Annotated in this window: 10 protein-coding genes; 4 read left to right on the forward strand and 6 right to left on the reverse strand. The window is 38.2% G+C overall.

Features of this window, described 5'->3' with window-relative positions:
• The first annotated feature begins 337 nt into the window (after nucleotides 1-337).
• Complete coding sequence (locus tag C8K15_RS11390; RefSeq protein WP_108586532.1) at nucleotides 338-1,129, forward strand: GNAT family N-acetyltransferase; 792 nt, start codon at nucleotides 338-340, stop codon at nucleotides 1,127-1,129.
• A gap of 183 nt (nucleotides 1,130-1,312) precedes the next feature.
• Here C8K15_RS11390 and C8K15_RS11395 read toward each other — a convergent pair whose 3' ends face one another.
• From C8K15_RS11395 to C8K15_RS11405, 4 genes are all read right to left on the reverse strand, one after another.
• Nucleotides 1,313-2,227, reverse strand: a complete 915-nt coding sequence (locus C8K15_RS11395) for a LysR family transcriptional regulator (protein WP_108586533.1) — start codon at nucleotides 2,225-2,227, stop codon at nucleotides 1,313-1,315.
• A 134-nt stretch (nucleotides 2,228-2,361) separates the two neighbouring features.
• Nucleotides 2,362-2,502, reverse strand: a complete 141-nt coding sequence (gene sda / locus C8K15_RS21390) for a sporulation histidine kinase inhibitor Sda (protein WP_108586534.1) — start codon at nucleotides 2,500-2,502, stop codon at nucleotides 2,362-2,364.
• Between the two features lie 613 nt (nucleotides 2,503-3,115).
• Complete coding sequence (locus tag C8K15_RS20785; RefSeq protein WP_233260455.1) at nucleotides 3,116-4,249, reverse strand: hypothetical protein; 1,134 nt, start codon at nucleotides 4,247-4,249, stop codon at nucleotides 3,116-3,118.
• Entirely contained in the window at nucleotides 4,206-6,905 is a 2,700-nt protein-coding gene (locus C8K15_RS11405; RefSeq protein WP_233260456.1) for a S8 family serine peptidase, read from the reverse strand. Before C8K15_RS11405 ends, C8K15_RS20785 begins: the two co-directional genes overlap by 44 nt.
• A gap of 442 nt (nucleotides 6,906-7,347) precedes the next feature.
• On the opposite strand from C8K15_RS11405, the gene C8K15_RS21500 reads away from it, so the two are divergent.
• Complete coding sequence (locus C8K15_RS21500; protein ID WP_108586535.1) at nucleotides 7,348-8,592, forward strand: helix-turn-helix domain-containing protein; 1,245 nt, start codon at nucleotides 7,348-7,350, stop codon at nucleotides 8,590-8,592.
• Nucleotides 8,593-8,709: 117 nt separating this feature from the next.
• On the forward strand, nucleotides 8,710-9,105 hold the full coding sequence (locus C8K15_RS11415; protein ID WP_233260457.1) for a BsuPI-related putative proteinase inhibitor: 396 nt from the start codon (nucleotides 8,710-8,712) through the stop codon (nucleotides 9,103-9,105).
• 192 nt (nucleotides 9,106-9,297) lie between these two features.
• Here the strand turns inward: C8K15_RS11415 and C8K15_RS20315 are convergent, their stop codons facing one another.
• On the reverse strand, nucleotides 9,298-9,450 hold the full coding sequence (locus C8K15_RS20315; RefSeq protein ID WP_158268304.1) for a hypothetical protein: 153 nt from the start codon (nucleotides 9,448-9,450) through the stop codon (nucleotides 9,298-9,300).
• Between the two features lie 137 nt (nucleotides 9,451-9,587).
• On the opposite strand from C8K15_RS20315, the gene C8K15_RS20320 reads away from it, so the two are divergent.
• Entirely contained in the window at nucleotides 9,588-9,755 is a 168-nt protein-coding gene (locus C8K15_RS20320) for a hypothetical protein (RefSeq protein ID WP_158268305.1), read from the forward strand.
• A 286-nt stretch (nucleotides 9,756-10,041) separates the two neighbouring features.
• On the opposite strand, the gene C8K15_RS11425 is transcribed toward C8K15_RS20320, so the two are convergent.
• Nucleotides 10,042-13,557: a S8 family serine peptidase gene (locus C8K15_RS11425; protein ID WP_108586537.1), complete on the reverse strand. Its 3,516-nt coding sequence runs from the start codon at nucleotides 13,555-13,557 to the stop codon at nucleotides 10,042-10,044.
• Between the last annotated feature and the right edge of the window lie 407 nt (nucleotides 13,558-13,964).

Below are 13,964 nucleotides of genomic sequence, written 5' to 3' on the forward strand. Positions count from 1 at the left end.
GTTCATAAGAAAAATACATTTCGAGAAATATCTTAAGAATAAACCAATGATACACAAGCATTTAAGTAGACATTGGCTAGTGCTCCTAAGGCAAAGTTCCGATTCATTACATGGTGTAAAAATCTATTCAACAACTTGCCTCCTCTTTGAGGAAGTAAATTTTACTCGCAGGACATAAAGGCAAGCTTTCACAGCTAATAATAACTTCAAAAGGGAATTTCTTTGCTCTTCTATGAAGTGGGGTTCTTTTCATTAAAAATCTTTTAGCCTACTAGTGAAATTGACAAATTTGTAGCAATCAGTCTCCATATCTTTTTAATTAGAAATGAGGTTATTTATGGTAACGAAAGTAGAGACTAAGTATCTCCCTCTTGCTTCGTTTTTTACAAAAGTTACACACAACGAAGTCACTCTGACTTATACTGCTATCGAAAATATTGTGGGTCTACCATTACCAAATGCCGCGTATTTAAATATTACATGGTGGAAGAAATCGAAACCACCTTCCACACACTTTTCAGCTTGGATGAATTCTGATTTTACAATTAAAGAAATTAAATTAGGTAGTTCCGTGACTTTTGTTAAAGAAACTGATGTAATAAATGTCAGTTCAACTAATACAGAGGATATTTTAATCATTCGTCCTGTTGAATTAGATGATGCGCGTTTTTTCATTAAGCTTCAACATGAGGTTGACTTAGAATTCGACTTTATACTGTTTGGGAAAGATGAGTACAAAATGTCTCTTCAATCCATTCGCAAAAGAATTGTCGAATGGAAACAATCAAAGAGCACCAGTTTATTTGTCGGTATTTTGAACGGAGAATTCGCGGGTTTTGTGGCTTTAGTTCCCGGTCCTTCTCCCCGAGCAAGTCACCGAGCTACTATTACAATTGGTGTAAGCAGAGCGTACTATGGAAAAAGTGTTAGGACATCGTTATTGAAAAAAGCAGAAGTTTGGGCACTTAAAGTTGGCATTTCTCGATTAGAATTAACAGTTGTTGAAAAAAAAGAACCTACTCTAGCTATCTATAAAAAGATGGGATACGTAGTAGAAGGCACACGAAGTAATTCTTTATTGATTAACGAGGAATATATAAATGAATTGTATATGGGGAAAAATATATAAAAAGCACACCGTAAAAAAACCTCTAAAAGAGGTTTTTGGTGTTTATATTTACGTTTTGAAAGAATCCATCCGATAAATATGAATCCGATAATCACTCGATTTCCTAGCAATCTAATTTTCAATCAACAGCGTGAAAAAAACCTTACAGAAAGTAACGATCAAATATTAGCCGTAAGTAAAATTTTAGTTTTTAATGTCATTTGTATAATGATTTTGTAATTCATCGAAAAACTCCTGTGCTGCTCCTGAAAGGTTGATTTGTTTCAGTTTTATTAAATAAAACGCTCGTTTTGGAATAGCTATTTCAGATACAATTCGCTTTACGATGATATCTCCATTTTGTATGTATGGATTTTTAGACACAGAAAATTCAGAATCAAAACCTACAGCGTTCCTTTGTGAAACGAGTAAATTTCTTATGTTTGGACTGGTCGTACTAAACAAAAGAAGTTTACCTTGTTTTTCAAGATATTCGGATACTTCCGGATGATTTTGTTGGATACTCTCCAAGGATGCAATGGGGTGATTCACAATATCAGAAAGAGTAAGTGTTTCCTTAAGTGCAAGTTCAGAATTTTTTCCGACCAATGCTACCATGGGACTTTCAAATAAATAGGTATTCGTTAAATACTTATTCGATTCTTTATAAGAGCGAGGGACACTAATAATACCAAAGTCTGACATTTTAGATAATACTTCATTGCGAACTTGACTTGTACCCCCTTCGTTTACCGTGATATTAAAATTTTCATATCGATTTGTAACATTAATGATTTGAGAAGTCACATCACTAGCAATACTCCATTCCGATGAAATTGCAAGATTCGAAATTTGGTTATCAGAATGTTGAATAGCTATTTGTGTTAATTCTTCAATTTTTTCCATAATTTCCGTGGATTTATTTATTATCTCTTTACCTGGAATAGTTGGAATTAAACCTGCTCTTGATCGGGTGAATATTTTAATGTTCAGTTCTTCTTCTAAGCTGCTTATGGCTTGGCTAATATTTGAAGTTGATATATACAATCTTTCTGAGGATCGAGTAATTGATTTAGAATTGGCAATATCATTGATAATCAATAATTGGTTAATTCGCATAATTTATTTCCTTTTTTCCGAAATAGTTATTAACATATCTCTCTAAGAAAATTAATATTAGATAAGTTTATAATATTCTGTTATTTAAAACCTATTCTTGATATAGTTCACATAATCGTGAAAAGATTAGGTACTCAAGAGTCTATCTCAATTTCGAAAGATAAACCTCTTCCCATCATCTCAGTTGTAATAATATAAAGAAAATCTTTGTTTATATTCAGTTCAACTGCTTTTTTGTATATTTCTATCAATGTTTTATCATTTAAAATTTCCATATTTCTCCTTAATTTTAATTGGTGTATCTATTTAATAATGTTGTCTTTCAAGTTGGGGTTTCCTTTTTCACAATGTTAATAAGATTATAGTTTGCATTTCTTTTTATGGCTATTGGGGTTTTATTCAAGGTCTTTTTATCTAGTTGATTAAATAAAACCTCTAAAACAGCTTATTTATTGTAGGTTTATTCTAAATAACCTTATGAAATTGTTCATAAGATGGGGTTTTACATAGTTATAAAGGATTATTGAGTTACTAAGTTTAACGTCTGGACCGAGGATTGAAAGATTTTACACGTCCATGAAGATAGTTTCGTCTTGATATGCAGTGGCTGACTATGAAAAAGCCCTGTAAAGACGGCACTGCAAAATGAAAACAGAAAAGGGAAAAGCACTAAATCGCTTTTCCCTTTTTTATTTTAATAAATTAAATGCTATGAATGTGTGTGTTAACCTTGTTAAATCAATAAACAAACTACCTTTTCGTCAAATCTCCAAATTTATTGATTTTGATTTTTCAATGGTGTTGTCAATTAATAATAACGCCCTTAGAACCGATAGATTCTAAGGGCGTCGTTTTGTTAAAACTTCTCTATATTCATTATTCTAGTTTTCACCTTAATCCGTAAGCTTTAATAACCTCCTGGTCGATGCGGTTGCCTGCATCATCCCATGCACTCGCTCGGAGTGAGACAAAGGATTCACTCTTACTAGGATTCTTAATATCGGCTGTCCAGCCATTTCCTTCACGAACCAATTTCACTTTTTTCCACGACTCGCCTTCGTTAAACGATACTTCCAGAGAAGCGGAATCGATTTTTCCATTTCCAGGTGCATCAGCCAATTGTGATGCGGTTAAGTTCAGCTTGGTTGTGTGTCCTGCAAATGCATTTCCGCTCATGTCGGTTTCTACTTCATAATCCAGTGAAATCAGCGGAAGATCTGAATTATATACTTCTTGCTGTTTAGACCAAAAAGTCCACTCTGTATGTGTGCTAACAGATGTTGCCCACCGCTCCGCATCACGAGTTACATCACTTACCAAGCGATACTGAGTATTTTCCGTTGGGAAATTATTGAATACATGGAGATCTTGTGCCCCATTTTGTTCGCTTACTAGAGTAGATCCTTGATATAGTTTCAGTGTTTGCTCTTGGGGATAAGTTTTAACTGACCCCGTATGCCCTGCTCCTGAATCCGCCCAAGCAGGAACATTAAATTGCATGTAATTTCCTGAACGTTTAGGTGTCCAGTAACCCTCTCCGAAGCGAGGACGTACAACTGGTGCAAACCATTCCTCATCCAGTTGCTGACCCGGCTTGTATTTGACTACTGGTTGCCGTACTTCCCAAGAGCCGTCAAGTACGTTTGCCTGATGGTACCAAGATGTGCCTTCCTGGGCTGACACCCACTCGGTGCGGACAGAAGGAAGAGATAAATTATAAAGGAATCCAGCTCCATATGTGCTGTATGGTCGAATATCCCAACGGAATTCTGCTCCTGGAGCTGAGCGGTCTGATTTATATTGAGAATTAATTTTCACAAGCTCAATCTTGTTAGGAGAATAGGTCAAATCCTTCGGAACAACGTTTTGGTGTCCTTCTACAAGATCATAAACATATGGTGTGTCGGGTGTACCCTCAACATTTAATTTTAATTTTCCAGAACGGGCAGCTTTAATAAGTTTATCGCCTTCTGTTGCGCTAACGGAAGGCGATAGGGGCATCTGAAAGTGTAAAATCTTCATTTTCAATTCCAACCCATTCACTAAGCTCCCTTGGGCCATCGTTAACTGTAATTAAAAGTTTTGCACCTGCTGCATGGGCTGCTGCTGCACGTTCAGAGCCAGAAATTTCATCACTGCGATCAACTAAAACGACATTGCCTTTCGCATTGAGGCGTTTATAATCTTCAGGAGCTCCTTTTCCTGCATAAACAGCATCTAAATGATGTTTACCTTCTAAAAGTTTGCTTCCTACCTGTGGTATATCATCTAGCTCATTTCCATTGAAGTTAATGGTCAATAACGGCTTGATAAGGCGCCAGCGTGTGGACATATCGAGTTCTCCATTTTTAACGGTTTGAGTTGGCTGTGCGTACATTTTATCCACCCATACCGGCAAAATGTACATGGCATTTATAGTTTTTGATCCATTAAAGGTGCGGTAATATTCCATTCTCCTAAAACTTGCTTCATTCTTTTCCGGAACGTTTACTGTATATTCACGTGCATTACGAGCGTCAAGTTCAACAGTTTTTGATTCGTTCAGATTAACTTCAGGATTACCAACGAGTGCAACACCTGCGTGGTCCGTGTTCACATCGACATCCATCAATGACATGACGGAATAGACTCCAGCTGGGAGTCGAAATTCCTTTGTACCCTCAACTACATAGAAATCTGGCTCTTTATTCTGACCAACAAGAGAAATAATGGTTCTGTTAGGAGATCCGTCACGATCTGTTGCATTAACTGTAAGAGAATATCTCTCCTCTTCCTTCATCACAGCCATTGCCGTATGTGCAACCGTTTTGCCGTCTACTTCGGCAGAAAGCTGTCCTTGATATCGGCTTCCTAGAGCAGCAAGTTCAGGGTCAAGTGTCACTGAAACTTCAGCACTTCCTTTAGCTGGTACGGTAATCTTATTAGCTGAAAGTGTTAATAAACCAGCAGGTGCCTCTGAACCGTTGTTATCTGTAAAAGTTGCTGAGAGATCCAGTGTTACAGACTTGTCGCTATCGTTGGTATACGTAACAATTTTTTCGACAGGAACGTCGCCTTCATGCGGCCAATCAAAGAAATCAAAGTCCAAGGATCCTGTGGCACGTACAGTACCAAATGTGGCTGCAGCAACGTCAAGACGGCCAGTTCCCCCCTCAAACGGTTTAATGTTATCCAGCTTCTTTGTCGTACTCATCAAGGCATCCTTCAGTTGAGAACCTGTCCAATCAGGATGGCGCTGTGAGAGAATGGCTGCAGCTCCAGCTACATGAGGTGTTGCCATGGACGTACCGTCAAGACTGAGATAAGAACCGCTACCTCGACTTGATAAATGGGAACGGGCAGCTACTATTCCTACACCAGGAGCTACTAGATCAGGCTTTAATCCTGAATTCCCAAATCTCGGACCTCTAGAGGAGAACCAAGCAAGACTATCAGACTTGTCAACTGCACCAACTGTAAGTGCAGCATCTGCAGCTCCAGGTGAACCAATACCTTCAGCGCCAGTGTTTCCGGCAGCAATAACAAACAATGCACCTGTCTCTTCACTAAGTTGATTCACTGCTTGAGCCATTGGGTCAGTTCCGTCACTAGGCTCCGTGCCACCTAAACTCATACTAACAATTTTTGCATTGTGGGCAGCCCATTCCATTCCATCAATAATCCAGGAATCCTGACCATAACCCTCATTACTAAGCACCTTACCTACAAGTAAGCGTGCTCCTGGGGCTACCCCTTTATTGAGTCCTTCAGATGCAGATCCTGTTCCAAGTACAGTGGATGCTACATGTGTACCGTGTGCATGGTGGTCGAGCACATCTTCCCCTGGAACGAAGCTCACAGCCTCATCTAGCTGACCAGCCACATCTGGATGTTCTGTATCTATGCCAGTGTCAAGTACGGCTACCTTAACTCCCTTTCCGTCGTAACCGGATGCCCAAGCCTGTGGTGCCTCAGTCTGCGGAACACTTTGTTCAAGGTTCGCTTTTACACGACCATCCAGCCAGATTTTCTCAATACCATCATTCAATTGCACTGTTTCCTCTAGAGAAGAAGCTCCCATTGGTGAGATACCTTTCGCTTCTGTTGAACGTTGAGTAATATCGTTCCAGAACGCTTTAACTTGTTCCTTATCCGCAGATACTGCAACACCTCCAATACTTTCTAAAACATGAGTACGCTCAGATCCCTCAGGAGTAGCAGGCAAAGCAACCTTGGAACGAGATTTTGTTGGAGCATATTGGACTATCACGGGCAGTGTAGATCGCTTCACATCATCATAACCGTTAGCGATGAGCGCCGTGATATTGAACAAATCTTTATCCAGAAGATCGGAAGCTAAATATGACATCGCTTGATTAGGAATAACAAAAGTATCCTTACCGACTGTCATAATACGAGCTCCGTCACCGGCTTTATCAGCAGGTTCGACAGTTATGACACTCTTTCCATCTGCAAGATCTGTCACTGTAACAATATCGCCTGTAATAAGTGTTATGACATGTTTGCCTTTGCTAGAATCAGAGCGCTCACCAGTCGATTTTGTATCAACTGCTTTTACATTGAAGGCTTTTTGATTATTGAAAGATGGATCGTTTGCAATAGCTTGAATGGCAGGAACGGATAACATTGCCGTTGCTGCCATAGTCGCAACAAACTTCTTTAACTTTGGATTTTTCATCAATTATTCTCCTCTTCTAAAACTATTAGGTTATTATGAATTTGAGTGCATAAGGATGCTTATAAAAAAATAGTTTAATAGACTTCAACTCCTTGAAATTCGGATTTTTCAAATAAAAAGTGAGTAGCTGAAGACACGATATGAGCAAAATAAACATGCATATACGCTTCAATGCAGCTAATCAATGAATCTAAAAAAAATTTAATACTTATTAAATATTCATAATAAATATATAATTAGCATGATAATCAAAGAGTCCTTTCTCCCCACTTACTGGCAATGGGGGTTTTGTTACGACCGTATGTCTAATAAAATCAATAAAAATATGAAAAAGGAGTGTTTCTCAACAAAATAAGTAGAAAAATCCCTAAAATAGTAACTTAGAATTGGGGTTCTTGGTTCTTATTCGGATTTTATTGGGATTTGCAAGAAGGAGGTCATCATGATTCAAGGAAAAATCATCAAATTTCACCGTGAACTTCAAGGCTTGAAGCAATCAGAGTTAGGGATAGGCATTTGTTCTAAAACGCATGTAAGCAAGATTGAACGGGGTCTTACAGAAGTATCAAAAGATACAATAGAGGTATTGTCCAAGAGGCTTCGCATAGACATGAATGAAGAGATTGATACCTACTTGAGAGTGGATTTGTTATTAAAAGAATGGCATGAATCTATAATTCTAAAACTGAACGCAAAAGCGGAAAACATTAAGCAGCAATTGGAGGGCATTGTTCTCTTACAAATACCTGATTTTTATCGTTCCAATACGCTGATACTTACCAGGTATTATTTATTGATTGGGGAAAGTACACTTGCTGAGACCTTGATTAAAGAAATGGATAGTTGGCAAAATCTTACTCCGTACGATCAAAATATGCTATTACACATTAAAGGAGAATTTTGTTTAAATTACCAAAAAGAATATAGTGAGGCAATTTTTTATTTAAAAAAAATTAACCTAACGTATTACAACAATCCCGAATATTATTACCATTTATCTATTGCCTACCATTGCATGGATTCCCGAGTACTAGCATATTATTACGCTAATAAGGCTCTTCATTTTTTTACAAAAGCACATAGTTTTACTCGAATAATCGAAACAGAGATGTTGATGCTGATTCAAGTTGAGCAAGAAGAATATTTTGACGAAACGGATTCAGGGTATCCTAGTTTAATTGAGATGGCTGATGATTTGGGTTTAGACGATCAAAAAGCCAAACTCCTCCACAATTATGCCTATCAGCAATTTAGGTATGGGTACTATGACCAGGCTGTTGAAAACTATAGGAAGGCCTTGAAAATATTAGAGCCATCCAATTCACAGTATTTAGTGTCATTGGAAGGATATTTGAATGCCTCCACAAAGCTTGGGATAACATCTGACACAGAATTGTTGCGTTTAGCCAATGAGGGTTTCTTGCTAGCTACTAAATTAATGGATACCATGTTTAAACACTATTTCCAGTTACATATATATAAGATTCAAAATCAAAAAGAACTATATTACCATTATCTAGAGACAGAGGGTTATCCGTATTTTAAGCAGATGGGTTATGCCCTTGCAGCTGAGACTTATGAGATAAAATTATTTGACTATTATATGGAAAGAGAAGAAATGGACCTAGCTAATAAATATGCATTGCCTATTTTGGAGAAGTGCCGAAAAAATAACGAACTCGTTTAATCATTATTTGATAAGTAAGGGGTATCATTTCGTGGAGAATTGCTGTCCAATTTTCGGATGATTTTCGTCGTAAGGAACCATAAAACTTTAAATACGGAGGTTAGGGTCATAACAGAATTGAAATGGGATGGAAAAGTCACCGTAGATGTAGATCAAGCTACGTTTACTTTTACGGTTAAAAATAATAGTGAGCAGCCAATAATTCTAGAATTTCCAACGAGTCAGTCTTATGACTATTCAGTGTATAATGCCCAAGGAGAACGAGTGTATCATTTTAGTAAAGGGAAAATGTTTCTCCAAGCACTTCAATATAAAACGTTAAACAAAGGAGAACAAATTCAATTTGAAAGTATGTGGAATTACAAAACGAATGAAGCGGAGAGAGTGCCGGCAGGAATGTATACAGTAAACGCAATATTGACCATTCGGAAAATAAATGACACACTCGTTCATTCACAGCCTTCTACTACGTTTGAATTTTATATTCCGGCTGGAAATACTGCTTTCAAATAGTGTAAATTGAGGGAAAGTGTAAACAAGGGTCAATAATCGGGGTTTTACAAGTTGCTTTTCATTAATTGAAGGTTCAAAAAAGGCGATTTCCCCTTAGTATTGGGAAAATCGCCTTTTCACTTTAATAAAATGCTTTGGGCTGTTTTATATTAATACTTTTCGGAACAGCGATAAAGACTATCGCCATTTGTTTTACAAAGCTACGCCTAACTCTTTGAGAATATCTTCTAGTGTTTTTCCATTCACTTGATCCACTGGTGTTGGCGAATTACTTACAAATGGATTAACTTTAAGATAGTTAGTTTGGACAAACTTGATATCAGTTGCATCAACTTTTCCCACCATTCACTTTGGGATCCCCCTTTTATCCACGGCACAAGTTTGACTATGCTGGAAATTGATACTGATCGACGAGAACTCACCATGATTGGCGATATGTCGCATGCGGAAGAAATAAAAGGTACAGTTCGAGTGAAGTAATTTTGGATTTTGTACAACCTGGAGCATCACTTCGTCAACCTGGAACGGCACTTCGTCAACCTGGAGCATCACTTCGTCAACCTGGAGCATCACTTCGTCAACCTGGAGCATCACTTCGTCAACCTGGCGCTGCACAACATACATCCACACAACAAAAGCGAGGCTATTAACCCCGCTTCCCATTTAATGTTTCATTTGAATACGTTGTTTACGGGAACTGAAGGGGGGATGCATGCTCTAATGGTTCACAGTATTTATGGTTAAACAAAAAAAGAGTAGCCAATAATACAGGCTTCTCTTTGCTATTATTATGATTATCAAATTGACTCTCGGTCAGAGAGATGAATGAGGTCGTGTGTGAATTTACGTGTAGAGTTATGTTTTGCAGTTTTCGGATCACTTTACAGAAAAAGCCGGCTCACTAATAGTAATAGTGAGGCCGGCTCTTATTTTTAATTATTGCTGCAATACAGTTACTGTTTGCGGACTTGTCGTTACTTTAAAGCCTTGCTTGTTTACTACTTCTGCTGAAACTGTATACGTACCGCTTGGAACATCCGCTTCTGGAGTCCATTTCAAGTGAATTTCATGCTCATTTTCAGCTACAATCGTGTCCACTACCTTGCCGTTTACATCTTTAACGTTTATTGTCCAGTTCACACGGTTACTGGCAAACGCATTAATTTGGGCAGGGGAGGTTGTGTTTACGTTGTCGTTTGGATACACGGAGAAATAACTTACAAGCATTTCTTCATTAATATAAGAAGGATCTCCCCAAACCGTATAGCTGTGGTTAAAAGCATAGTCTGTACCTAACACTACCACACTCTTCGGCTCTTCTTTTACTAGTAAAGACGTTTGTCCCGGCTGTAGGGATTCATACTTACCGTTATACCAGATGATTGCTGCGTTATATCCGCTACCTCCCTTGTTGTCCACTGCCTTGAAAGAAATTTCATATTGTCCTTCTTTTGGCTGCACTTGAATATCAGATACAACTGGGGCAACAGAATCAACATGGATTGGAAGCTTCACTTCTTGTGGCTTTGCATCTGGGTAATCTAGTGTTGTTTTAATAACAAAGTTGTATGTGCCATCCTTGACTGCTTGTCCTGCCTGGTCTTTTACATCCCATAAATAACCACTATTCATATAATCACCGTATGCCATAACATTTTTACGGAACTTCCACGGTTTCCCAGTATATTCACTAAAATCGCCTAGGTCTTGAACCATTTTCCCTTTATCATTCTCCACGTACATTTCTGTCTTCTTTAAGTTGCGAAGTGCTGTAAATGTTGGGTATACACCTGGCAAGATAAAGTTTGGAGAAATGACAATTCGGTCCATATTAAAGGTTCCCGTATACGGGTCATATCCCAACGGGAATCGTGCTCCTTCATCGTTCCAAAGCACGGTATATCCTAAGAATGCATCTTTATCCCATGCAACAGGATCAATGTTCTGCGGCTGACCCCAATCTCCATAGTAGCCCATATACGGAACGGTTAACGGAACTGCCGCCTTGCTGTTCTTGCCTGTTGGCACTAGGCGAACAAATCCTTCAACAAACGTCCCTTCCTCCAAGCTTTCAGGTAATACAAGTTTTACGTCTAGATTCTTTTCTTGACCCGGTTTAATTTTCAATTTCGCACCTTGTGTATGTGTCACTTTCTCGCCATTTATAGATGAAATAGCACCTTTTACACGCTTGCTTGTTAAAGTTAAATATTCTTTAGAATCCAATTTCCCGTCTTCGTCTAAGTCAAATTCTTTTGTTTCTTTTCCATCCGTCAAAACATCTACAAAGACCGTGTATTCTAAATCTTTTACATCTACATTTTTTAAGGCTTCCACATTCAACTTGAAATTCGTACTTTTTCTATTAATCTCTTTTAACGCAACAGCTCCGGCTTGCTCTAACCGAGTATCTTTGCTTGTCACAATAACAGGTGTTTTAATCGCATTTTGAATTTTCATTAAGCCGGATCCTTGTACACGTGGTGAGTATGGTACTTCATTATTTGTGCGCGGATCTTGTACAACCTGCGCTGTATTCATCAATGCTATTTTTGCCATTAGTGCTGTATTCTTTGAATGAGATAATCCTTTTTCATATAATGCTTGCATTAACAATGCAGAACCACCTGCAACATGAGGAGTTGCCATGGATGTTCCACTCATAACCTCATATTCATTGCCCGCAACAGTTGAATAAATGTTGCCGCCCGGTGCTGAAAGCTCTGGTTTAAAGTCTAACGTATGCGGTGTTCCGACAGATGAAAAGTCGGAAATGGTATTTTTATCAGGATTATCAAGCCAAATACCCTTTGTCATATTCATCTTCACAATTTGACCACTTGTAAGTTTTGCAATTAACGCATCTCCTGCCACCTTACTTGTTGTAGCAGCTGGAGTAGCTAGATAGCTGAAACCAAGATATGGGAAATCTTCCATCGTGGTTGGCGGTACAAGAATAACTGCTTTGGCACCATTCTTCTTTGCTTCAAATTGAATATAAGAATAAAATGTATAGGGTACATGCGGTTTCGCAACTACTATTTTGCCTGCGACGTCTTTTCCAGCGAAGTCTGCCGTTCTTCCTTCCCCTACATACTCCATTTCATAGCTTTCACTAGGAGTTAGTACTCTGGAGAGTTTAAAATTAAATTGCGTTTGGTCTTGGTACGGAAGCTGTAAACCGTTTTCTTCTGCCAGCGTGGTCTTATGCATTTTTGTGTTTTCATAGGAAGCAACAGATAACGCATAAGGGCTTACTCCTGGTTCCCCAACTGTTCCAATATCCGGATTCTCAGCATATGGTTTTTCGGAAGAAGGCAAGAGATTGTTTTTTGTGCTGTAAGCAGCGTTACCACCCGCAACAACAACTAGCGTGCCTTGTTCAGTTGCTTGACGAATTGCTTTTTGAATTGGGTCGTTCTCTTCGCCAACGAATCCCGCGTCAGAACCTAAGCTCATGTTGATAACATCGGCGCTCAATGTTACCGCGTGCTCGATACCTGCGATAATATCATCTTCATAAGCTCCACCGCCATTATCGGAGAAAACTTTTTCTGCCAACAACTGCACACCTGGTGCAACCCCTTGTACTCCTTCGTTTGCTTCATCACCATTAGCTCCTACAGTTCCTGCAACATGCATACCATGTGAACTTCCATATTGACCGCGTGGTATTACGTCTGTATCTTTATCAGCCCAGTCATAACCTGTCGGAACTTTGTCGCTGTACCATACTTCGTTTACTGCTGTTTCTGCGAGTTCCCCTTGAATGTTCTCTTGCGTCCACTTCTCTTTTTCTTTTCCTTTTTTCGTCAACGTCATATCTTTATGAGTATAGTCTAGTCCGGAGTCGACAATCGCAACAAGCAATCCTTCTCCTTCATATCCGTATTGTTCCCATACCTTTTGTGCTTGTACCAATTCTTTGCTTGCCCCCATAGATGGTTGGAACGTCCTTGCGATATGCACGTTTATAACACCTGGAGTTGCCTGAATTTCTTTTACATTACTAAACTCAGTTTCCATACTAAAGCCGTTAAAGCTTTCATAGAATCGATGCTTTACTTTAGAAGCTGATTTTTCCTTAGAAATTTGTGCAATTACTTGATCTTGTTTTTGTTTATACTGCGTTTTTTTGTTTTGGATAGATTTTTCCAATATTATTGGCTGCTCTACCTCCACAATCAAACGCACCTTTTCATCCGGCTTATACGGTTTAGCTAAGCCGTCTTTTTTCAAATTCTTATATCCAAGCCTATCCGCTGCTTCTTCAGCAGCTTGGTTTTGTTCATCTTGGAAAATTTTCAATCCTTGCTTCGCAATCTCCTCTACATTTGGAGAGGAAACCGAATTATTCTGAGGCCCTTCCGCAAACACTGTTGTCGTTAACAACATCGCAGTCAAAGTCGTCGTTGCAAATACCTTGTACGGAAATTTTCTTCTTTTTTTCATTTTTTTCACCCTTCCCCGTTTTTTACAAAAAACAAAAAAATATTTACTTCTCAATTTTTTAATAGTTTCAAAATTAAGAATCTTTCATATATAATTGTAGTATTAGCCTAATAGGAAGTAAATCGGGGTAATCAGTTGGAAATAAATAGGAATTTACTTATAACATTTTAACTAAAATATGTAAAAAAAATATTTTTACTAGATAAAAGCGCCTCTAAAACTTACATCTTCTTACAAATAGTATTTTGATAGAGCATTTTCTTCATATTAATTACCCCAAATACTCGTTTTCCAAATGGGTTAGTCGGATTAAAGTATTGTTCCTCCTAGCTTTCTTATGTGAAAAACAGACATCTGTTATATCTATTTCTTCTAAACATGTTACATGTAAAACAGAATAAAGGAGT

Source organism: Paenisporosarcina sp. OV554, assembly GCF_003058165.1.
Taxonomy (GTDB): Bacteria; Bacillota; Bacilli; order Bacillales_A; family Planococcaceae; genus Paenisporosarcina.

Coding starts and splice junctions, on each gene's coding strand:
- C8K15_RS11390 (WP_108586532.1), top strand. CDS start 338: ATGGTAACGAAAGTAGAGACTAAGTATCTCCCTCTTGCTTCGTTTTTT.
- C8K15_RS11395 (WP_108586533.1), bottom strand. CDS start 2,227: ATGCGAATTAACCAATTATTGATTATCAATGATATTGCCAATTCTAAA.
- sda (WP_108586534.1), bottom strand. CDS start 2,502: ATGGAAATTTTAAATGATAAAACATTGATAGAAATATACAAAAAAGCA.
- C8K15_RS20785 (WP_233260455.1), bottom strand. CDS start 4,249: ATGAAGATTTTACACTTTCAGATGCCCCTATCGCCTTCCGTTAGCGCA.
- C8K15_RS11405 (WP_233260456.1), bottom strand. CDS start 6,905: ATGAAAAATCCAAAGTTAAAGAAGTTTGTTGCGACTATGGCAGCAACG.
- C8K15_RS21500 (WP_108586535.1), top strand. CDS start 7,348: ATGATTCAAGGAAAAATCATCAAATTTCACCGTGAACTTCAAGGCTTG.
- C8K15_RS20315 (WP_158268304.1), bottom strand. CDS start 9,450: ATGGTGGGAAAAGTTGATGCAACTGATATCAAGTTTGTCCAAACTAAC.
- C8K15_RS11425 (WP_108586537.1), bottom strand. CDS start 13,557: ATGAAAAAAAGAAGAAAATTTCCGTACAAGGTATTTGCAACGACGACT.